A 21532-nucleotide genomic window follows, 5' to 3' on the forward strand; every position below is an offset into this window, starting at 1 on the left:
TTTGCCCGCTTTTCCCGCCCGATTTCACCCCGTCCCCTCCACTCCCGCCGGATGCTGCGGCAGCAGCAGCGCCGCGCGAAAGGCCCCTTCGCCGCCCGAGAGCACCAGCGCGCCGCCATGGGCGCGGGCGACTTCTGCGGCGATGGCAAGGCCGAGCCCCGAGCCGTGGGAGGCGGCGCCCTTCTGGAACGGTTCGCACAATTGCGCCCGCGCCTCCGGCGGGATGCCCGGCCCGTCATCGGTGACGGCCAGCGCGAAGCCTGAGGGAATATCCTCCACCGCCACGGTGAGCCGCGTGCGCGCGCCATGGGCGAGCGCATTATGGATGAGGTTGGCGAGCGCCTCCCGCACGCTGATGGCGTCCGCCGAGATGGTGGCGGGGTCCATGTGCGGCAGGAAGGCGATGGACACCTCCCGGTCGAGGCTCAAGGGCACGGCCTGGGAGAGAACGGACTTCGCCAGCGCGTTGAGGTCCACTTCGGTGAAGCGCGGCGACTGGGCGCGATGCAGGATCATGGCATGGTCCAGCAACTGGCTGGTCAGCCGGCCAAGATCGGAGACCCGGTTCCGCAGGCGCTCCAATTCGTCCGGATTGGCGCTCCCCGCCGCCAGCAACTCGGCTTCCGCATCGATGGCGGCGAGCGGCGTGCGGATCTGGTGGGCGGCATCCGCGATGAAGCGCTGCATCATGCGCACCCGGGTGTCGAGCCGCTGCATGAAGCCGTCTATGGCGCCCACCAGCGCCCGCACCTCCGGCGGGGCGGCCACCGAGATGGGGCGCAGATCGTCGGGCCGTCGGCCCGCAATCTCCGCCTCGATGCGGGTGAGCGGGGCGAAGACGAGGCCGAGGCACAAGGCCGTCGCCACCAAGGCCAGCGTGTTCATGGCCGCGATCATGGCCAGGGCCTTCAAGGTCAGGTCGAAGGCGAGCGCATTGCGGGCGTCCAGCGTCTGGGCGAGCACGATCTCGATCCAGCCATCGCCGGGCGCGTTTTCAAGCTTCCGCGCGAGCACGGCGATGCGCACCTTGTGGCCGCGAAACATGCCGTCGGTGAGCACCACGCCGGAGCGCGCCGCGCGGGGCGGCACGTCGGCGGCAAGGTCGTCATGGCCAGCCACCACCACGCCGCGCCCGTCGGTCACCTTGTAGAAGACGAGGTCATAGGCCGAGAGGGTGGAAAAGGCGGCGGCGGGCGGCTCCAGCGCCACCACCCCGCCCTGGAGATAGATGTTCTCCGCGATCTGGATGGCGCCGCCGATGAGCAGCTTGTCATAGGCATCGCGGGCGGCCAGCGCCGCATATTGCCAGGCGGCGATGGACAGGATGAGCGAGCCCACCGCCAGCAGCGCGCCGACGATGAACAGCACGCGGGCGCGCAGCGAGGCGCGCAGCTCACGAAGCGAGGAGCTGATAGCCAAGGCCGCGCTCGGTGCGAATTTCCACGGGGGTTCCGGCGAGCTTGCGCCGCAGGCGGGCGACGAACTGCTCCACCGCATTGGGGCTCGGATCCTGGTCGAAGCCGAACAATTGCTCCACCAATTCTTCCTTCGCGACATAGCGCCCCGGCTTGGAGGCGAGGATTTCCAGCACGGTGAGTTCGCGCCGGGTGAGGTCGAGGGGCTGGCCGGCCACGGCGGCGGTGCGCCCGGCACGGTCGATGACGAGCGGCCCCACCTTGATGGTGTTGTCCGACATGCCCGCCGCCCGGCGCAGCAGGGCGCGGGCGCGGGCCTCCAGCTCGCGATAGTCGAACGGCTTGGTGAGATAGTCGTCGGCGCCGAGATCCAGCGCGCTGATGCGGTCGTCCACCGCCGAGCGGGCGGTGAGCACCAGCACGGGCGTGCGCAGGCCGCGCCCGCGCAAATTCTTCAGCACCGTGAAGCCGTCCATGTTGGGCAGCATCACGTCGAGGACCACGAGGTCATAGCTCTGCACCTCGATCAGCTCGCTGGCGGTGCGCCCATCCGTCTCCCAGTCCACCGCATAGCCCACGCGCTCGAAGCGGCTCGCCACCGCGCGGCCGATCTCCTCCGTGTCCTCCACCAGCAGGATGCGCACGATTGTCAGTCCCGGTCAGGTTCGTGTCAGCGATGCCGGCTATGATCCTAAGCAAGGTTGCCTGAGTGCACCAAGAAAAAAGAACGCGCCTTGTCGCACGGGAGGGACGATGACACTGCATCCATCCGAGACTCAATTTGCGCCCCTGCTTTCGGTTGAAGGCGTGACGCTGCAATACAAGACGCCCGACACGCTGGTGACGGCGACGTATCGCGTCGACTTCAAGGTCTATAATTCAGACCGCTTCGTTCTTCTTGGGCCATCTGGCTGCGGAAAGTCCACTCTGCTGAAGGCCATTGGCGGATACTTGCGCCCCACCGAGGGCAAGATCCGCCTGAAGGGCCATGAGGTGCGCGAGCCCGGCCCCGACCGCATGATGGTGTTCCAGGAGTTCGACCAGCTCCTGCCCTGGAAGACCGTGGGCGAGAACGTCATCTTCGCGCTCACCGCCTCCGGCCGCGCCACCGAGGCGGAAGCCCGCGAGCGCGCCCGCTCCTATATCGACAAGGTCGGGCTGACCAAGTTCATCGACAGCTATCCCCACATGCTCTCCGGTGGCATGAAGCAGCGCGTCGCCATCGCCCGTGGCATGGCCATGGAGCCGGACGTGCTCCTCATGGACGAGCCCTTCGCGGCGCTCGACGCGCTCACTCGCCGCAAGATGCAGGACGAGCTTTTGCAATTGTGGGAGGACACGCACTTCACCGTGCTGTTCGTCACCCATTCCATCGAGGAGGCGATCAAGATCGGCACGCGCATCCTCCTGCTCTCTCCCCATCCCGGACGGGTGCGGGCCGAGCTGAACAGCGTGCCGGCCGAGCAGATGGGCACCACGCCCGCCATCGAGCTGGAAGCCCGCATCAACGACATGCTGTTCGGACATCACTGAGGAGACGCCCCCATGAGCGAGACGCTTGTCCTGCGTCCGGAGATCGTCAATCCGGACACCCCCCTCGGCAATGTGGAAGTGGAAGCCTCCCTTTCCCCGTTCGAGCGGATCTATCGCATCGGCGCGGTGCGCAAAGCCTTCATCCTCATCATGCTGGCCCTCATCTGGGAAGGCTATGGCCGCTGGCTCGGCAATCCGCTGCTCTTTCCCACCTTCACCGAGACGCTCAGCGCCTTCTTCGAGAACATCCGCAACGGCGTCATCCCCGCGCGGACCCTGGTGTCCATGGAGACGCTGCTGATCGGCTACGGCATCGGCATCGCGCTCGCCGCCGTGCTCACCACGCTGGCCATCGGCTCGCGGCTGGGGGCGGATCTGCTGGAGGCGCTGACCTCCATGTTCAACCCGCTGCCGGCCATCGCGCTCCTGCCGCTGGCGCTGATCTGGTTCGGGCTCGGCAAGGGCTCGGTCATCTTCGTGCTGGTGCATTCGGTGCTGTGGGCCATCGCGCTCAACACCCATTCGGGCTTCCGCGCGGTGTCCAACACGCTACGCATGGTGGGCCTGAATTATGGCCTGCGGGGGCTGAAGCTGGTGCGGCTCATCCTCATCCCCGCCGCCTTCCCGGCCATCCTGACCGGCCTGAAAGTGGGCTGGGCCTTCGCCTGGCGCACGCTGATCGCCGCCGAGCTGGTGTTCGGCGTCTCCTCCGGCAATGGCGGGCTCGGCTGGTTCATCTTCGAGAACCGCAACCAGCTGGAAACCGCCAACGTCTTTGCCGGCCTCTTCACCGTGATCCTGATCGGTCTCGTGGTGGAAAACGTCGGCTTCGCCACCATCGAGCGCAAGACCGTGCGCCGCTGGGGCATGCAGCACTGACCTTTCGGTACCGACCCTCACGCATAAGGGCGCCCCACGCCAAAACCGGGGCGCCCGTCTAAACTCAATATATCGGGAGGACAAAATGGGCTTCATGAAGCATGTGACCGCCGCCGCCCTCGGCCTTGCACTGGTGGCCGGCGGAATGGGCGCGGCCCGCGCCGAGGTCAAGGAAGTCCGCATCTCCAAGGGATACGGCATCCTCTATCTGCCGCTCATCGTCATGGAAGACCAGAAGCTGCTGGAAAAGCACGCCGAAAAGGCGGGCCTTGGGGCGGTGAAGGTCAATTGGCTGATGCTGGATGGCGGCAATGTCATCAATGACGCCATGATGGCCGGCTCGCTGGATCTGGCCGGCACCGGCGCGCCGGGCTTCATCACGCTCTGGGCCAAGGCCAAGGGCATTCCCAATGTGGAAGTGGTGGGGGTCAGCGGCCTCAGCTCCACCGCCTTGTGGATGAACTCCAACAACCCCGCCATCCAGTCGCTGAAGGACTTCAAGTCCACCGACAAGATCGCCCTGCCGGGCATCAAGACCTCGCTGTCCGCCGTCATTCTCCAGATGATGGCGGCCCATGAGTTCGGCCCCGCCAATTATGCCAAGCTCGACCCGCTGACCGTGGGCCTGCCCCACCCCGAGGCGCTCGCCGCGCTGGTGGGGGGCAAGACCGAGATCACCGCCCACTTCACCTCCCCGCCCTTCGCCTATCTGGAGCTGAAGGACCCAAAGGTGCATCGGGTGGCCAGCTCCGTGGACGTGATCGGCCGCCTGACCATGGACGTGACCTTCGCGCCCAAGCGCTTCGTCGATGCCAATCCGAAGATGGTGCAGGCCTTCATCGACGCCCTCGACGAGGCCAATGCCCTGATCGCGCGCGACAAGCCGCTGGCGGCGGAAATCTATGTGCGCAATTCCAAGGTGAAGACCACCAAGGAAGAATTCCTGGAGATGCTCCAGGACAAGGACACCTGGTTCTCCACCACCCCCGAAGGCATCATGAAGATCGCCGACTTCATGTACCAGGCGGGCTCCATCAAGGTGAAGCCGGCCGGCTGGAGCGACCTGTTCGTGCCCCAGCTGAAGGATCGCAAGGGCAGCTGAGGTCTCTTCCCCCAAAAATGAAGGCCGCCACCGGGCAACCGGGGCGGCCTTTTTGCTGTCTTGTGCGCCGGCCGAATGCCGGGACGCCTTCGGTTCAGGTGCCCAGATACTGCGCCTCGCTCACCTGCTCCAGCCAGTCCACCGCCCGTCCGTCCAGGCGCTCCTGGATGGCGATGTGGCTCATGGCGGTGTCGGGCGCGGCGCCGTGCCAGTGCTTCTCGCCGGGCGGGAACCACACCACGTCGCCGGGGCGCAACTCCACGATCGGCCCACCCTCCCGCTGCGCCCGCCCGAAGCCGGTGGTGACGATGAGCGTCTGGCCCAGCGGATGGGTGTGCCAGGCGGTGCGGGCGCCGGGCTCGAAGGTCACCAGCGTCCCCGCCACGCGGGCCGGCGCGTCCGGCTGGAACAGGGGATCCTGGCGCACCGTGCCGGTGAAATAGTCCGCGGACGGCGTGAGCGAGGGCCGCTCGCCCGCATGTGTGATGTCCATCCCGCAAACTCCTCCATTTTGCCTCCCCCCACACATAGGCGCGAACCGTCCTCCCGGGCAGGGGGCAGAGCGGATGGCTTGGTGTAAGGTGCGGCGAAAAATTGGAGGACCCCATGCCCGCCGATCGCCGCATTACCGATCTCCTCGGCATCGACCTGCCCGTCATCCAGGCCCCCATGGCCGGCTCTTCCACCCCCGACATGGCGGTGGCGGTGGCGGAGGCCGGCGGGCTCGGCTCGCTGCCCTCGGCCCAATACAGCGTGCCCCAATTGCGCGAGGCGATCCTGGGCATCAAGGCCCGCACAAGTCGCCCGCTGAACGTCAACTTCTTCTGCCACGCCAACCCGGCCGATGACCCGGCCGCCCAGGCCGCCTGGCGGGCGCGGCTCCAGCCTTTTTATGAGGAAGCGGGCCTTGGCGACTTGGTGCCCCCCGCCGGTCCCGGCCGCGCGCCGTTCGACGATGCCTTCTGCGCCGTGGTGGAGGAGTTGCGGCCGGAGGTGGTGAGCTTCCATTTCGGCCTGCCGGCGCCGGATCTCCTGGAGCGGGTGCGGCGGACCGGGGCGCGGATCCTGTCCTCCGCCACCACGGTGCGCGAGGCCCTTTGGCTGGAGAGCCAAGGGGTCGATGCCGTCATCGCCATGGGCGCCGAGGCGGGCGGGCACCGGGGCAATTTCCTCACCCACGACATGGCCGGCCAGGTGGGGACGATGGCGCTGGTGCCGCAAGTGGTGGATGCGGTCTGCGTGCCCGTTATCGCCGCCGGCGGCATCGCTGATCGGCGCGGCGTTGCGGCGGCTTTTGCGCTGGGGGCCAGCGCCGTGCAGGTGGGCACCGCCTATCTCTTCACCCGCGAGGCCAATGTGAACGCGCTCTATCGCGCGGCGCTGGAGGGCGCAGCGGGGGATGATACGGCGCTCACCAATCTCTTCACCGGCCGCCCGGCGCGGGGCATCCTCAACCGCCTCATGCGCGAGGTGGGGCCGCTGAGTGCCCTCGCGCCCGCTTTCCCGACCGCCGGAGGCATGCTGGCGCCCTTGCGCCAGGCGGCCGAAGCCAAGGGCACGGCGGATTTCACCAATCTGTGGGCGGGGCAAGCGGTGGCGGTAAGCCGCATCGCCAGTGCGGCGGACCTGACGCGCGAACTGGCCGCCGGCGTGCCCGGCTGATCCTCAGGCGGGGACCCCTGCGGCAAAGCCTTCCAGCTGCCGCACCAGCACATCGGGCACCTCGATGATGCCTGCCGCGCGGCATTCCGCCCGCAGGCGCCGCGAACCGTCGAAGGGCATGCGCACCGGCCCGCCGCCGGCCACGGGGCGGGTGGCGCGCACCGCGTCTCCATAGGCGGAGGCGTTGCGGCGGAAGGTGTCCGCATCGCCCAACAGGTCCGGCTTCAGCGTGATGATGACCATGCCGAAATCCGCCAGTTCCGGCGGGATGGTCGGCGAACCCGCCAGCAATCCAAGCAGATGCACCACGATGGCGAGGCCCGATCCCTTCGGCCCGCCCCAGGCGGCAAAAGCGCCGGCGAGCGCAGCGGCGGGGTCCCGTGTGGGCGCGCCATCGCGGCCATAGGCGACGCCCTCGGGCAATTCGTGGCCAAGGCGCTTCGCCAGGGTGACTTCCGCATGGATGATGGCGGAGGTGCCGATGTCCCAGATCACCGGTTCGTCCGCCGTGGGAAAGCCGAAGCACATGGGATTGGTGCCGAACCGCCCTTCCGTGCCGCCATAGGGCGCCACCCAGGGTGAGGCGTTGGAGGCGATCATGCTCACAAGGCCACGGGCGGCGGCCATCTCGGCATAATAAGAGAGCATGCCCGTGTACCAGGTGCGGCAGGCGCCCACCACCGCGATGCCGGAGGTGTCCGCCTTCTCGATGGCGATCTCCATGGCCCGGTGCGCCACGAGATAACCGATCTGGTCGCCGCCATCGAGGCGGGCGGAGACGGGCGTCTCATGGAGGACGCGGATGGCTTCGCGCGGCGTGGTGGTGCGCTGGAAGCGCTCGGCCACCGAGACGGCGCGGGCGAGGCCGCCATAGTTGAGGCCCCGCAATTCGCAATCCATCAGATGGTCGGCAATGAGCGCCGCCTCCGCCGGGCTGTGGCCGAAGGCCTCCATGACCCGCTCCGCGAGGCGCCGGGCTTCGTCGAGGGTGAGGCGCATGGCGGGTGCTCCTGGTGTTTGGGGGCGGATGGAAGGCGGCGGCCGGCGCGGACACCCGGACGCATGGCTGTCGCGCCCCCTCCGCTCGTCATGCCCGGCCTTGTGCCGGGTATCCACGGGGTGGGGCCGGGCGGGCCGCAGTCGGTTCCGCGAACGGAGGGGCGTGGATGGCCGGAACCCGCATGCTTGCGGGTTCCGACAGGAGAGGCGCAAGTCGTCAACAGACGACTTGCGGGATAAACCCGGCCATGACGGCGGCCTCTGGTGCAATGGAGGCGCTTAGCATGCAGCCTTGGGCGCCGCGGCGCCGGCCGCTCAGCCGCCCGCCGCTTCCTTTTCCACCTCGTTGAAGGCTTCCTGCGCGGTGCGGAAGGAATCCACGCCGGCCGGGATGCCGCAATAGATGGCCACCTGGAGCAGCACTTCGCGGATCTCCGCCTTGGACACGCCATTCTTCAGCGCGCCCTTCACATGCATCTTCAACTCGTGATTGCGGTTGATGGCGCCGAGAATGGCGAGGTTCAGCATGGAGCGCGTCTTGCGCGGCAACTGGTCCTCGCGGCCCCACAGCCAGCCCCAGCAATATTCCGTGGTCAATTCCTGCATGGGGCGGTTGAATTCTGTGGCGTTGTTGAGCGAACGCTCCACGAATTCCTTGCCGAGCACGTCCTTGCGAATGGAGAGGCCGCGTTCGAAGACGTCGTTGGTCATGGTGGTCCTTCCTGGCTTTCAAGGGGAAAAGCGGCCCGGCGCTCGCGCCGGGCCGGAGGAGGAGCGGGGCCGGCGCGAGGGCGGATCCGCTCGGGAAAGGCCGGGTTTTCTGGTCCTGGCCTGGTGTGTCGGGGGCGCGTTGAGGCGCCTCAAAAAGGTGTCCGTCATGCCCGGGCTTGTCCCGGGCATCCACGCCCTTGGGAACAGACGGGCCACCGGCTCGAGGCCCCCGTGGATGGTCGGGACAAGCCCGGCCATGACGGTTCTGAAGGCGGCAAGCTGCTTGGTGAAGTCTTGCCCTTACTTCTTGGGCCAGAACGGCTCGGCCACCGCCAGGTCCTTCGGGAAGACGGTGACGGGGATGCCGTTCTGCCACTGCACAACGGTCATCTGCGCATCCACGCGCCGGCCCTTCTCGTCGAACTTGATGATGCCGCCGGGATAATATTTGGACGGTCCGCCGTCCATGGTGCGCAGGGCCTCGGCCACCGCCACCTTGTCGGCCTTGCCGGCCTTTTCCAGCGCGTCCTTGATGACCCACATGTCGCCATAGGTGGAGATGGCGTTCTGCGTCATCCAGGGCTCCTTGTAGCGGGCGTTCAGTTCCTTCACGAGGGCCTCATGGCCCTTGGTGGTCCAGGAACCCACGCAGGTCAGAAGCCCCTGCAGCAATTGCGGATTGATGGTCTGCAGGATGTCCGGCTCGGCAATGGCGATGCCGAACGAAATGGTGGGAATGCGGCCCTGGCCGAGGCCGAACTCGTTCATCTTCTCCAGCACCAGCTTGGCGTCGGAAATGACGGTGGGCAGGAAGAAGAGCAGGTCCGGCCGAGTGGAGCGCACCTTCTGGATCAGGGGTGTCGCGTCCGACAAGGGAGGCGTGAAGGTCTCGTCCATGACGAGCTCCAGGCCCAATTCCTTGAGCAGGCCCTCGCGCATGGGTTTCACGGAGGCGATGGAAGCGCCGGTATTGTCGGTGATGATGGCCACCGTCTTCGGCCGCTTGCCGGAGGCATCCTCGGCCAGCTTCATGATCAGCGGCAAGGCCTGGCGCGCCTGCGAGGCGGCGGTCGCCGAGGTCTGGAACACATAATGGAAGCCGCGGTCGGTGATGAGGTCGGAATAGGAGAGCGTCAGCATGGGCAGCTGCGCGCGCTCGGTCACCTCGGTGGCCGCCAGCGTGAAGGAGGACAGGTAGGCGCCGGTGGCGGCGACCAGATCAGGCTCCTGCGCCACCATGCGCTGGGCGGCATTCTTGGCCTTCTCGGTGGTGTCGCCGGAATCCAGCACCACCAGCTTCAGCTTGGCGCCGCCCAAGGCCTTGATGCCGCCGGCGGCATTGATGTGGTCCACCGCCATTTCGGCGCCCATCTTCATGACATTGCCGGGGCGGGCATAAAGGCCCGACAGCGGCACCAGCAGGCCCACCTTCACCTCCTGCGGCTGGCCGGCCGCCGGGGCGGCGGCGCTGCCTTGCGCGGGGGCTGCGGGGGCGGGGCTCGCGCCCTGCGCCAGCGCGCCGCCCGCCGCCAGCGTCGAGGCCACCGCCGCGAGCATGGTCCGGCGCGTCAGCGCGCGCGTCCAGGTCTCTTTCATGGTTGTTCCTCCCTTATGTTCTTTGAGGTTTATTTAGTTCTTATTTTCTGTCTTCAGATGTTCAGCGTTGAGTGCGATGTATTCGCAAGGTTGGAAAAGTTGGCGTCATGCCCGGGCCAAGCCCGGGTATGACGGCCTAAAGCGGGGCGCTCCGGCCGGCGGTCACTTCTTGGGCCAGAAGGGCGGGGCAACCGCCAGCGCTTCCGGGAAGACGGTGACGGGGATGCCGTTCTGCCACTGCACCACCACCACGCCCGCGCCGATGCGCCGGCCCTTGTCGTCGAACTTCAGAATGCCGCCGGGATAGTATTTGGAGGGCCCGCCATCCATGGTGCGCAGGGCGTTCGCCACCGCTTCCTTGTCGGCCTTGCCGGATTGTTCCAGCGCATCCTTGATGAGCCACATGTCGCCATAGGTGGAGACCACGTTCTGCGTCATCCAGGGCTCGTTATACTTGGCCTTCAACTCGGCCATGAGCTTTTCCTGGCCCTTCACACCCCAATTGGCGACGATGGTCATGATGCCCTGCACCACTTCCGGGCTCACCGACTGGAGCATGTCCGGCTCGGCGATGGTGATGGAGAAGGAGATGGTGGGCACCTTGCCCTGGCCGAGGCCGAATTCGTTCAGCTTTTCAAGGCCGAGCTTGGCATCCGAAATGGCGTTGGGCATGAAGAAGAAGAGGTCCGGCCGCGTGGAGCGCACCTTCTGGATGATGGGCGTGGCATCCGCCAGCGGCGGGGTCCACACCTCGTCCATCACCAGCTCCAGGCCCAGCTGGGGAAACAGCTTTTCCTTCAATGCCTTGGCGGTGGCGATGGAGGTGCCCGTATTGTCCATGGCGATGGCCACCGTCTTCGGCTTCTTGCCGGAGGCCTTTTCCGCCAGCTTCATCAGCTCCGGCAGGCCCTGCATGGACTGGGAGGAGGCGGTGGCGGCGGTCTGGAAGATATATTTGAATCCCCGGTCCGTGAGCAGGTCAGAATAGGACAAAGTCAGTAATGGCAGGCTGGCGCGCTCGGTGACTTCGCTCACGGCCAAGGTGAACGAGGACAGATACGAGCCGGTGGCGGCAACGAGATCCGTCTCCTGCGCCACCATGCGCTGGGCCGCGTTCTTGGCCTTCTCGACCGTGTCGCCGCAATCGATGGGAACGAGCTTCAGCTTCGCTCCGCCCAGCGACTTGACGCCCCCCGCCGCATTGATGTCGGCGACCCCAAGCTCGGCCCCCATCTTCATCACCGCGCCGGGTCGGGCATAGAGGCCGGACAGCGGCACGATGAGCCCGACCTTGACCTCGGCCGGCGACCCCTGCGCCATGGCGCGGGTGGAGAGCGCGAGTCCCGTGGCCGCCGCCCCGCCGACGAAGGCGCGGCGGGTCAGCGCGGAAATGAAGTCCTCGTCCATGTTATTCCTCCCTAGATCCGTAAGTCCTCGGCCTTGTTCCGGCCGTGTTCGGAGCGTGTTCGCTACATGCCGAGATAGGCCTGGCGCACCCGGTCATCGGCCCGGAGCGTGGCGTTGGAGCCGGACAGGACCACCCGTCCGGCTTCGAGCACATAGCCCTGGTCTGCCGATTCCAGCGCCTCGGCAACCCGTTGTTCCACCAGGAGAATGGTGAGTTTCGTCTCGCGGCGGATCTCGATCAGCTTGTCGAAGATGAAGTCCGCAATGGCCGGCGCGAGGCCCATGGAGGGCTCGTCCAGCATCAGGAGCTTGGGCGCGGAGGCGATGCCCCGGCCAATGGCCACCATCTGCTGCTCGCCGCCCGAAAGGGTGCCCGCAAACTGCTCTGATCTTTCCTTAAGCACTGGCATCAAAGAGAAAATCAGGTCGAGATTGCGCTTGAAACTGCGTCGTCCGGCCTCGGTAAAGGCCCCCATTTCGAGATTCTCCATCACCGAAAGGGAGGGAAAGACCTGCCGCCCCTCCGGCACATGGGCGATGCCCAGATGCGGCCGCTCGTGCGGGGGAACCTTGGCAAGGTCGCGCCCCTCGAAGCGGATGGCGCCGGCGCTGGGCGCCACCACGCCCGATATGGTCTTGAAAAGCGTGGTCTTTCCGGCGCCGTTGGGGCCGACAATGGCGACGAACTGGTCCGCCTCCACGCTGATGGAGACATCCTTCAGGACCGGGACCACGGAATATCCCGCGCAAACCCCCTCAAGCGTGAGCATGAGCCACCCATTTCTTGCCGAGATAAGCCTCGATGACCGCAGGGTTGCGGGTGACGGCCTCGGGCTCGCCATCCACCAGGACGGCGCCGTGGTCCAGCACCAGGAAGTGATCCACCAGGCGCACCATGGCCTGCATGGTGTGCTCGATGATGACGATGGTAACCCCTTCTCTTGCAAGGCGTTGCACCACCGCAACCACCTCGTCCGCCTCGCCATGGCCAAGGCCCGCCAGGGTCTCGTCCAGCAGCAGAAGGCGGGGCTTTCCGGCCAGCGCGCGGGCGATTTCCATCAGCCGCAGCTCCTTGGTGGTCAGCTCCGCCGCCACCTTGTCCGCCACCGCCGAGAGCCCGGCGCGGGCCACCGCGTCATCGGCGAAGCGCAGGGCCTCCTCCTCGCTTTTCGCCCGCACATAGGCGCCCACCCGGACATTCTCGCGCACCGACATGCGGGGGAAGGGGCGCATGACCTGGAAGGTCCGGCCGACGCCCGCCTCGCACAATTCGTGCGGGCGGCGGCCCACCATCTCCTTGCCGTCGAACGTCACCGTGCCCGTGTCAGGCTTGAGGAAGCCATTGAGAAGGTTGAACAAAGTTGTTTTCCCGGCGCCGTTGGGGCCGATGATGCCGAGGATCATGCCCTCATGCACATCGAAGCTGACATCCTGCACCGCCTTCAGCCCGCCGAAGGCCTTGGAGAGGCCCCGCACCGATAGCAGCACCTTGCCGCTCGGCGCCCGGCGCTGGCGCGCAGGCGAGGGGGTGAAGGTCACCACGTGGTCCGGCAACACCGGTGCGACGGAGGCCGGCACAACGGCGCGCTTGCGCCACCAATCCCGCACCTTCCAGTAGACGCCCTCCGGCGCCATCAGGATCACCGCCATGATGGCCATGCCGAAGATCACGCCCTGGATGCCCGGAACCCGCGCGCCCAGCTCCGCATGCAGGATTTCTGACACCGGGATCAGCACTGCCGCGCCGATCAGCGGGCCCCAGACGGTGCCGATGCCGCCGAACATGGACACGGTGAGCGCCTGGGCGGACACCAGCATGCCGAACACGGAGGGCGGGGTAACCACAAGCAGAACAACCGCATAGAAAGCACCCACCGCACCGGCAATGGCACCCGACAAGGCGATGGCGGAGAGCTTCCAGCGCAAGGTGTTGATGCCCGCCGCTTCCGCTGCCGCCTCGTTCTGCTTGATGGCGAGGAGCGCGACACCGAACCGGCAGCGCTCCACCCAGCGGGTGATCAGGACAACGATGAGCAGCATGACCAGCGCAACAAAGGTGTACAAGCGCGGATCGGAGAATTGCATGTAGGCGAAGGGCGTCTCCCGCTTGATCGGGATGGTCAGCTCCTGGTAGCCGAGCCACTCGAAAATATAGAGCAGCGCCAATGGGTAAGCGAGCATCGCCAGGGCGAAGTAATGGCCCTTGAGGCGGAAGGTGGGGAAGCCGATCAGCAGGCCGGCAATGCCGCCGATGAGGGCGGAAATGGGGATGGAGATCCAGGGCGAGATGTCGAAATAGATCTGCCCCAACACGGTGGCATAGGCGCCGAGCCCGAAGAAGGAGGCGTGGCCGAAGGAGACGAGGCCCGTATAGCCGGACAGAAGGTTCCAGGACAGGCCGAAGCAGGCCCAGACCAGCACCAGCGTGAGGGTGAGCTGGTAGTAGGAATTGGTGACCACGAGGGTCACGGCCGCGTAGATCGCCGCGACGATCAGCAAGGGGGCGAGGGAGCGAAGGGTCTGCATCACGTCCTCTCCACCATGCGGCCGAAAAAGCCCTGCGGACGCAGGAAGATAATGAGCAGGAAGACGACGAAGATCGCCGCGTTCTGAAGCTGGGTGGGGAGGACCAAGGTGGAGAGCTGCTGCACCAGGCCGATGGTCATGCCACCCCAGAAGGCGCCGGTGATGGAGCCCATGCCGCCCAGCACCACGCCGGCATACATGACGATTACGTATTCGAGGCCGATGAAGGGGTGGAACGGGTAGTTGGTGGCGAGCAGGCCGCCGGCCAGAGCCGTGACCGCGGTGCCGAGGCCGAACGCGATGCGGTAGGAGCGATCGATATCGATGCCCATATAGGTCGCCGCCACCGGATTGTCGGCAGAGGCGCGCAGGGCCTTGCCGAGGCGCGTGCGGGCGATCAGCAGCCACAGCCCCACCATGGCAACGACCGAGAACAGGGCCGCTATGCCGCGGGACTTGTTGACAAAAATGGAGACATAGTCGCCCCAGAATGGCCCCAACTCCCAGGCGCTGGAGGAGAGCGGCGTGCGGATGGAGGCGAGCACCGATCCGAAGACGATGAGGCCGCCATTCTGAAGCACCAGCGCGATGCCGAGCGTCAGGATGAGCTGGGCGAAGTGCCCTTCGCCTTCCAATTGCGCGGTCCGCTGCCCCGTCACCCGCGAGATCAGCAGCTTGTGGATGAAGTAGCCGAACAGGAACAGGAGCGGCGCCGACAGGACGATGGCCACATAAGGGCCGATCACACTGCCGAAGATCGTCTGTATTCCAAAGGTGAGGAACAGGTAATAGGCGGCATACATGCCGAGCATCATGAAATCGCCCTGGGCGAAATTGATGACGCGCATAACGCCGAAGATGAGGCCCAGGCCCACGCACATGAGCCCGTAAATGGCTCCCGCAAGGATGCCAGCGGCCAGCGCCTGGAGAATATTCTCGACCATCTGCGACGTCATGGCTGCATCCTCGCAGCCAGGGGCGCAGTGCCGCGCGGCACCCTCTTCATTGTGTTGGTCCTCCCAGTTTTCAGCCGGGCTTTCTGCCCGTTGGTCAATGGCCCTCCGCTGAGCGGAAGGTGTCATGCATGCAAAGCTGTGGCGGCGGCGCGGGGGGCGCCGCCGACCGGGGCCGCGCACAGGGTGGCGATCCGGCCGGCGTCCGGCGCCTCGTCCAGTCCGTCCACCCGTTCCTCGATTTCTTCCGCGCGCTCCGCCCCGACGAGGGCGCCGGCCGCAACGCGGAAGCGTTGGCGGATCTCGCTTTCGGTGGCGGGAATGACATCGACGAGGCGGCGGCTGATGGTGGCCCCGCCGGCCAGTTGCACCACCACCTCGGCCCCCTGTGCGGCGGGGAAGCGGGCGGTGAATTCGCCGTCCCGCTCGAGGCGGATGAGGCTGGCGACGCGCAGGATCTCCGGCTCGTCCAGGCGGCGATAATTGTCTTCCTCCACCGCCTTGCGGACCAAAGCGGCGGCAACACCGTACTGGATGGACATTTTGGCCTGGAGCGCCCGCTCATAAGGCCCGGCGAAGTCGCAGCCGGGATAGCGGATGGCGGCGTCCGGCAACAGAACCGTGACCTCGCGGATGGTCTCCCGCCGGTCGATCTGCTGCGCCACGCGCAGGGCCGCCTGGGTGGCGGTCTGGGCGAAATTGCAGGCGGGGGCGGGCTTGTTGTAGACCGCCAGAACTTCCGCCTGCCCGCGGGGGAACAGCGTCACAGGCTGCGAGAGAGCCGCGCGCCGGAAGGCCATGGCGAGGCCCGCCTCACCTTCCAGGATGTAATCCGAGCCCACCGCGCCCGCTCGGGCGAGATCCACCGCCAGGATGGCAGCGCGCGCCGCGAAACCGGGGTGGAAATACATGTCGCTGCTGCCCTCGTGCGGCCATTGGTTGAGGCCGCCTGAGGCATTGGCGCCGAGCGCCAAAGCCGACATGGTCTGGCTTTCTGACAGGTCGAGCAAACGGCTGCCCGCCGCCGCGCCGGCAATGGGGCCGAGCAAGCCGGTGGGCCGAAAGAGGCGGGCGAGGTCGGCATTGAAGAGCGCGCGCCCGAGCCGTCCGCCCACCTCGTAGCCAACGGCTGCTGCGCTCAGGAACGCCGCGCCCGATATGGGGGCACGCTGGCTGAGCGCCAGGAGAACCGGCCAGATCACTACGCCGTGGTGGCCGATGCTGGCGGCATGCATGTCCTCGCGCACCAGCCCGTGGCCGGCAGTGGCATTGGCGAAGGCGGCGTCGCCGGTCGGCGCGGTGACGGGCGTGCCGATGATGGTTGCGCCTTCGCTGGTGCGCGGCGCGACGGCAACGGCTTCGCGGCTCCAGGGAAGGTCGGCGGCCTCGAAGGCGCAGGACAGGAAGTCCAGCAGGCACACCTTCAGCTTGTCTCGCGTGGCGGCGGAGAGGTCGTCGAGGCGCGTCGCCCGCGCCTGGAGCGCGAGGGTGCGCGAGATGGAAAGCGGGCGCGCGGCCGCGTCCTGCATCGTCATGGATGCGTCTCCTCGACCTTTTGCGTGTTGTCCGGTCCGGCCAAGTGGGGCCTTGGACGCGGTATGTTTTGGTCGCCTGCGCGACGTTTGGGGCGCGTCCGGGGCTTGGACCCGGACGCGCTAAGGATCAACCGCGGATCTCGACCCCCGCCCATTCCTCGGAGAGGCGGGCGATGCTGGTGAAGTCGGAGTCCGGGCCATATTTCGCCTGGGTCAGGGCCAGGATCTGGCGGACGACGGCGCCCATGATCATGGGAATGCCCATGGCCTCGGCCTCGTCGAGGCACAGGCGCACATCCTTGTAGGACAGGCCCGTGGCAAAGCCGAAATCGAAGGTGCCGGGCAGGACGGAGCGGGGGAACTTGTCCTGCGTGGCGCTGTTGCGGCCGGACGAGACGTTGATGATGTCCAAGAGGATCTTGGGATCAAGTCCCGCCTTCACGCCCATGGCCATGCCCTCGGACGAGATGACCAAGGCGGCGGCGGCCAGCAGGTTGTTCACGAGCTTGGCCGTCTGGGCAAGGCCCGCCTTCTCGCCGGTATAGAACAGCTTGCCGAAATGCTTGAGAATGGGCTGTGCCGTGGTCTCGTAGGCCTCGCGGGGACCGGAGATCATCAGCGCCAGCGTGCCGCCCTTGGCCCCCGCAATGCCGCCGGAGACGGGCGCGTCGATGAGCGCGATGTCCCGCTCGGTGAGGCCCTTGGAGACGATCTGCGAGGCGCCCGGACCGGAGGTGGACAGGTCGATGACCGTGCGCACCGCATTGCCCCGGCAGATGCCGCCCTCGCCCACCGTCACCGCCTTGACGATATCCGGCGTCGGCAGGCTGAGAAGGACGGTTTCAGCGGTCGAAGCCACTTCCAGCGGTGACGCCGCCAGGCGCGCGCCGCGCGCCACCAGGTCGGCGGTCGCCGCCGGCTGCGTGTCGTAGACGCATAATTGGTAGCCCGCATCCAGTAGGCGGCCCGCCATGGCGCTGCCCATGCGGCCGAGACCTACGAACCCAACAAGTTCACCTGCCATGACGCTTCCTCGGCGCTCTCTCGGCGCTCCCTGGCCGCAGGCAGGCCATTGGTCCCGAGGGACACCTTGCTGCGGCTCGTCGATTGTTGAGGGAGGCTAAACCGGAGAATTGGCGCGCGTCATTGCCGTTTCCGACATAACAGATTTCTCACGCCTGATCTTCGCGCTGCAGCGCGCCGGTGGCGACCGGCATATTGGAGGACCAGGCGCCCCGACGCACCAGTTCCTGCACCTGCCGCCGCACCATGGAGGCCAGCGCGCGCGTGGAGAAGGTGGTGGGGCGCTGGCTGGAGGTGGCGAGGATCAATTGGCGGGTGATGACCGGATCGACAATGGACCAGCTTTTCATGCGCCCCGCCTCGATCAGATGGCGCGCCGGGCCATAGGAGAGCAAGGTATAGCCGATGCCGTTCTCCACCAGGCTCAAGGTGGAGGGCATGGCATCCACCTCAATGATGACGTTGAGGTCGATCTCCGCCTCGCTCAGCAGCGAATCCACCACCAGCCGCAGGCCGTGGGGCCGGGAGGGAATGATCATCGGGATTTCCGGCAGGCGGCGCGCAGGAATGGGGCCATCGGGAAGACCGAGCGGATCGTCGATGGCGCCGAGCAGGTTGATCTCCTCCTGGAGCAGTGGCTCGGCACGCAGATTGGACGTGCGGGGGGCGTTGTAGAGCACGGCCACATCGATCTTGCCGGTGGCGAGCCATTCCAGCAGATGGCCGGAAAAGCCTTCCACCACGCGGATGGCCACCATGGGAAACTCGGCGCGAAAGGTCTTCACCAGGGGCACGGTGAGCACCGCGCCCACGGAGGGCGGCATGCCCAGCGCGACTGTGCCGCGTGGGGAGGACCGGAGCGCCGTTACCTCGTCCGTGGCACGGGTGACGGTGTCCAGCACAGTGTCCGCATAACCGTGCAACAGCTTGCCTGCCTCGGTCAGCACGATGCCTCGCCCGTTGCGATAAAACAGCTCGATCCCCAGCTCCTCCTCCAAGGCCTTGATCTGGCGGGATAAGACCGGCTGGGCGACCGACAGCACGGCGGCCGCGCGCGAGAAGGAGCCGAATTCCGCCAGCGTGGTGAAGGCCTTGAGCTGCTTGAAGTCCATCCCGGGTCTGCTTTTCTGGTGATTGGCCGCCTCTTGTGGCGCGGGCGGCGACGCCAATTCCAGAATAACAGTTAGCACGCGCGCGACAGCGGACACAGCGCGGCGCATCTGACAGTGTTCGCGCCCGCTGACGCAAGACGTCTTCGCAAACGCCATTCAATGGAGCGCGTCGTCCCGCGGGTCCTGCCCGAGCCGGCCGGCGCGTCCCGCCGCACGGCCAGAAAGGCCGGCGTCAGGGAGGACACAAATGCCTGAACACAAGACGGAAACAGCGCTTCTCACCGGTGCTGCCGGCGGCTTCGGCCGCGCCATCGCCCGCGCCTTGATCGCCTCGGGGCGCAAGGTGGTGCTGGTGGATCGCAACAAGGAGGCGCTCGCCGCCTTCGCGGCGGAGCTGGGCACCAATGCCTTGCCCGTGGTCCTCGATATTTCCGACTATCCGGCGGTGGATCGTCTTCTCGACCAGGTGCCCGCGGCGTTCGGCCCCGTCGATATCCTCATCAACAATGCCGGCCACGACATTGGCGGGCGTTTGCCCTTCGTGGAGGGCTCGGCCGATGACTGGACGGGGATCATCCAGACCAATCTCATCGGCACCATGCGGGTGACGCGCGCGGTGCTGCCGCCCATGGTGAAGCGCGATCGCGGCCACGTGGTGAACGTCTCGTCCATCAATGCGGTGCGCCTCGTGCCGGACATGACCGCCTATTCCACCTCCAAGGCGGGGGTGCGGATGTTCACTGAGACCTTGCGGGGCGAACTGACGGAGAGCGCGGTGCGTGTCACCGAGATCCTGCCCGGCCTCGCGCGCACCGGCATCATCCGAACCCGCTACCGGGGGGATGAAGAGAAGGAAAAAGCCTATTTCGACCAGTTCAAGATGGCGCTGGATCCCGAGGACGTGGCCCGCACCATCCTCTTTGCCCTCGACCAGCCGCCCCATGTGCAGATCGCCGAGATCGTGGTGCTACCGGTGAACCGCTACTGACCGCCTTGGCCCTCACGCTTTGCGGGCATCCAGGAAGCGGCGGAACGCCTCCAGCGTCGTCTCGGAGACATAGTGCTCCATGCCTTCCGCATCGGTTTCGGCGGCCTGTTCCGGCACGCCAATGGCCAACAGAAGGTCCACGACGAGGCGATGCCGGACACGCACGCGCTCGGCCATGGCAGCGCCAGCCTCGGTCAGGAAGACCCCCCGATAGGGGCGGGAGGTGACGAGGCCCTCCCGCTTCAGGCGCGCCAGGGCCTTGGTGGCGGTGGGGTGGGTGACGCCCAGCCGGCGGGCGATGTCGGTGACGCGCGCCTCCCCATGTTCGGCGATGAGGTCGCCGATCAGTTCCGTGTAGTCTTCCAGGATCTCGGAGGAGCGGGCCGTGCGGGCGCGGTCGAACCGGCAGGTGTCGTCGGCGCGGGTGTCGTCGGCGCGGTGCTCATCCGCCCGGCTTTCCTCCGTCGCGCCTTCCGGCAACGTGCTCTTCTGCGGCTCGTCGGTGACCGGCATTTTCGCGGTTCGCGCCACTCCGTTTCCTCTCCGGGCCGTCCAAGCCGGGAGGCCTAGGACGGAATGAAATTTGAGCCACACTATGAAGCCATGGCTACGGATTGCAATCCGTGCGGAACGCCGTGGCTTGGAACGACCAGCCCTTCGCACGCCGTGCCCGTTGCCCATTGGTCTTTCGTCGCATCGGGAAGGCTCTTGCAATAAATGTAGCCGCGGCTACATTTATTGGTGTCAGCAACAAGACGCTTGCGTGCCATGAGCGACAGCCTGTCTCCCGCCGCCCCCCAATCGGTCAGCGATCGCACGCGCCTTGCCATCGAGGACGTTTTGGCTGGCCGTCGCCGTGGACCGCTCTCGGCCCTGCTGTTCGTCGGCCCGGCGGTGATCGCCTCCATCGCCTATATGGATCCCGGCAACTTCGCCACCAACATCCAGGCGGGCGCCGGCTATGGCTACACGCTGCTGTGGGTGGTGGTGATGGCCAATCTGGTGGCCATGCTGTTCCAATCGCTTTCCGCCAAGCTGGGCATCGTCACCGGGCGCAACCTGGCGGAGCTGTGCCGCACGTCTTTCTCAAAGCCGATCGTCATCGCCATGTGGGCGGTCAGCGAGGTGGCGGCCATGGCGACCGACCTTGCCGAATTTCTCGGCGGCGCGGTCGGCCTGTCGCTCCTGTTCGGATTGCCGCTCCTGGTGGGCATGGGCATCACGGCTGTCGTCACCTACGGTATCCTCCTGATCGAGGGGCGCGGATTCCGGCCCTTGGAGCTGGTCATTGGAGGGCTCGTGGCGCTGATCGGCCTGTGCTACCTGGTGGAGATCCTGATCGCGCCGGTAGACTGGGGTCAGGTTGCACTGGGCGCCGTGACGCCGCAGATCCCCGACGCTGCCGCCCTCACTATCGCCGTGGGCATCATCGGCGCCACGGTCATGCCCCATGCGCTTTTCCTGCATTCGGGCCTGACCCAAAGCCGCTCACGGCCGCGCGACATCGGCCAGAAGCGCCTTTTGGTGCGCTTCTCCAATCGCGAGGTGGTGGTGGCGCTCTCGGTGGCGGGCCTCGTCAACATGGCCATGGTCATCATGGCCGCCAGCGCCTTCCATCTCGGCCATAGCGATGTGGCCGAGATCGAGACCGCCTATCACACCCTAACGCCCTTGCTGGGGGCTGCCTCCGCCGGGGTGTTCCTGGTCTCGCTGATCGCCTCGGGCATCTCCAGCTCCGTGGTGGGCACCATGGCCGGGCAGATGATCATGCAGGGCTTCATCGGCATCCGCATTCCCCTGCTGGTGCGCCGTCTTGTGACCATGGTGCCCGCCTTCGTGGTGGTGGCCATGGGTGTGAATGCGACCCACGCGCTGGTGCTGAGCCAGGTGGTGCTCTCCATCGCCTTGCCGGTGCCCATGATCGCCCTGGTGCTCTTCACCGCCCGGCGAGACCTCATGGGCGAGTTCGCCAATTCCCGCCTCGTCAACGTGCTGGCCATTGGTGGCAGCATCGTCGTGCTGAGCCTGAACGGCGTTTTGCTGGCCCAGGCCTTCGGCGTGCCGATCCCGGGGCTTGGCTGAAAAAAAAAG

The 21532-nt window shown here is 66.6% G+C and carries 20 protein-coding genes; 6 read left to right on the forward strand and 14 right to left on the reverse strand.

What is annotated here, in order from left to right; translation table 11 throughout:
• Nucleotides 1-24 precede the first annotated feature (24 nt).
• Together J5J86_RS14625 and J5J86_RS14630 are read right to left on the reverse strand one after the other, a co-directional pair.
• A complete protein-coding gene (locus J5J86_RS14625) occupies nt 25-1419 on the reverse strand; it encodes a sensor histidine kinase (protein ID WP_209099218.1) in 1395 nt (464 codons plus the stop codon).
• Complete coding sequence (locus tag J5J86_RS14630; protein ID WP_209099220.1) at nt 1394-2059, reverse strand: response regulator transcription factor; 666 nt, start codon at nt 2057-2059, stop codon at nt 1394-1396. The genes J5J86_RS14625 and J5J86_RS14630 overlap by 26 nt, the downstream gene beginning before the upstream one ends.
• A 109-nt stretch (nt 2060-2168) precedes the next feature.
• Between J5J86_RS14630 and J5J86_RS14635 the strand changes: the two genes are divergently transcribed.
• From J5J86_RS14635 to J5J86_RS14645, 3 genes are all read left to right on the forward strand, one after another.
• Nucleotides 2169-2948: an ABC transporter ATP-binding protein gene (locus tag J5J86_RS14635; protein WP_209099222.1), complete on the forward strand. Its 780-nt coding sequence runs from the start codon at nt 2169-2171 to the stop codon at nt 2946-2948.
• A gap of 12 nt (nt 2949-2960) precedes the next feature.
• Nucleotides 2961-3827 carry an ABC transporter permease gene (locus J5J86_RS14640; RefSeq protein ID WP_209099224.1) on the forward strand — a complete coding sequence of 289 codons (867 nt, stop codon included), beginning with the start codon at nt 2961-2963 and terminating at the stop codon, nt 3825-3827.
• An 85-nt stretch (nt 3828-3912) separates the two neighbouring features.
• Nucleotides 3913-4929 (forward strand): ABC transporter substrate-binding protein, encoded by a 1017-nt coding sequence (locus J5J86_RS14645; RefSeq protein WP_209099226.1) that lies wholly within the window; start codon nt 3913-3915, stop codon nt 4927-4929.
• 94 nt (nt 4930-5023) lie between these two features.
• Here J5J86_RS14645 and J5J86_RS14650 read toward each other — a convergent pair whose 3' ends face one another.
• Complete coding sequence (locus J5J86_RS14650; protein ID WP_209099228.1) at nt 5024-5422, reverse strand: (R)-mandelonitrile lyase; 399 nt, start codon at nt 5420-5422, stop codon at nt 5024-5026.
• Nucleotides 5423-5535: 113 nt separating this feature from the next.
• Between J5J86_RS14650 and J5J86_RS14655 the strand changes: the two genes are divergently transcribed.
• The gene (locus tag J5J86_RS14655; protein ID WP_209099230.1) at nt 5536-6591 is read left to right on the forward strand and encodes an NAD(P)H-dependent flavin oxidoreductase; all 1056 of its coding nucleotides are present in this window, start codon (nt 5536-5538) and stop codon (nt 6589-6591) included.
• A gap of 3 nt (nt 6592-6594) precedes the next feature.
• Here J5J86_RS14655 and J5J86_RS14660 read toward each other — a convergent pair whose 3' ends face one another.
• The 10 genes from J5J86_RS14660 to J5J86_RS14705 form a co-directional block, all read right to left on the reverse strand.
• On the reverse strand, nt 6595-7590 hold the full coding sequence (locus tag J5J86_RS14660) for an Ldh family oxidoreductase (protein ID WP_209099232.1): 996 nt from the start codon (nt 7588-7590) through the stop codon (nt 6595-6597).
• Nucleotides 7591-7905: 315 nt separating this feature from the next.
• Nucleotides 7906-8301, reverse strand: a complete 396-nt coding sequence (locus tag J5J86_RS14665; protein ID WP_209099234.1) for a carboxymuconolactone decarboxylase family protein — start codon at nt 8299-8301, stop codon at nt 7906-7908.
• A gap of 300 nt (nt 8302-8601) precedes the next feature.
• A complete protein-coding gene (locus J5J86_RS14670) occupies nt 8602-9897 on the reverse strand; it encodes an ABC transporter substrate-binding protein (RefSeq protein ID WP_209099236.1) in 1296 nt (431 codons plus the stop codon).
• A 162-nt stretch (nt 9898-10059) separates the two neighbouring features.
• The gene (locus J5J86_RS14675; protein ID WP_209099237.1) at nt 10060-11304 is read right to left on the reverse strand and encodes an ABC transporter substrate-binding protein; all 1245 of its coding nucleotides are present in this window, start codon (nt 11302-11304) and stop codon (nt 10060-10062) included.
• A 62-nt stretch (nt 11305-11366) separates the two neighbouring features.
• On the reverse strand, nt 11367-12074 hold the full coding sequence (locus J5J86_RS14680) for an ABC transporter ATP-binding protein (protein WP_209099239.1): 708 nt from the start codon (nt 12072-12074) through the stop codon (nt 11367-11369).
• Complete coding sequence (locus tag J5J86_RS14685) at nt 12061-13830, reverse strand: branched-chain amino acid ABC transporter ATP-binding protein/permease (protein ID WP_209099241.1); 1770 nt, start codon at nt 13828-13830, stop codon at nt 12061-12063. The genes J5J86_RS14680 and J5J86_RS14685 overlap by 14 nt, the downstream gene beginning before the upstream one ends.
• Nucleotides 13830-14786: a branched-chain amino acid ABC transporter permease gene (locus J5J86_RS14690; protein ID WP_209099243.1), complete on the reverse strand. Its 957-nt coding sequence runs from the start codon at nt 14784-14786 to the stop codon at nt 13830-13832. Before J5J86_RS14690 ends, J5J86_RS14685 begins: the two co-directional genes overlap by 1 nt.
• A 122-nt stretch (nt 14787-14908) precedes the next feature.
• On the reverse strand, nt 14909-16318 hold the full coding sequence (locus J5J86_RS14695) for an MmgE/PrpD family protein (protein WP_209099245.1): 1410 nt from the start codon (nt 16316-16318) through the stop codon (nt 14909-14911).
• A 127-nt stretch (nt 16319-16445) separates the two neighbouring features.
• On the reverse strand, nt 16446-17426 hold the full coding sequence (locus tag J5J86_RS14700; RefSeq protein WP_342449173.1) for an NAD(P)-dependent oxidoreductase: 981 nt from the start codon (nt 17424-17426) through the stop codon (nt 16446-16448).
• Between the two features lie 64 nt (nt 17427-17490).
• Nucleotides 17491-18453, reverse strand: a complete 963-nt coding sequence (locus J5J86_RS14705; protein ID WP_209099249.1) for a LysR substrate-binding domain-containing protein — start codon at nt 18451-18453, stop codon at nt 17491-17493.
• A gap of 247 nt (nt 18454-18700) precedes the next feature.
• On the opposite strand from J5J86_RS14705, the gene J5J86_RS14710 reads away from it, so the two are divergent.
• Nucleotides 18701-19441, forward strand: coding sequence for an SDR family oxidoreductase (locus J5J86_RS14710; protein ID WP_209099251.1), 741 nt, complete (start codon nt 18701-18703; stop codon nt 19439-19441).
• Between the two features lie 12 nt (nt 19442-19453).
• On the opposite strand, the gene mntR is transcribed toward J5J86_RS14710, so the two are convergent.
• Nucleotides 19454-19972: a manganese-binding transcriptional regulator MntR gene (mntR, locus tag J5J86_RS14715; RefSeq protein ID WP_247657617.1), complete on the reverse strand. Its 519-nt coding sequence runs from the start codon at nt 19970-19972 to the stop codon at nt 19454-19456.
• A 237-nt stretch (nt 19973-20209) separates the two neighbouring features.
• On the opposite strand from mntR, the gene J5J86_RS14720 reads away from it, so the two are divergent.
• On the forward strand, nt 20210-21523 hold the full coding sequence (locus tag J5J86_RS14720; RefSeq protein WP_209099253.1) for an Nramp family divalent metal transporter: 1314 nt from the start codon (nt 20210-20212) through the stop codon (nt 21521-21523).
• Nucleotides 21524-21532 lie beyond the last annotated feature (9 nt).

Source organism: Aquabacter sp. L1I39 (assembly GCF_017742835.1).
Taxonomy (GTDB): Bacteria; Pseudomonadota; Alphaproteobacteria; order Rhizobiales; family Xanthobacteraceae; genus L1I39.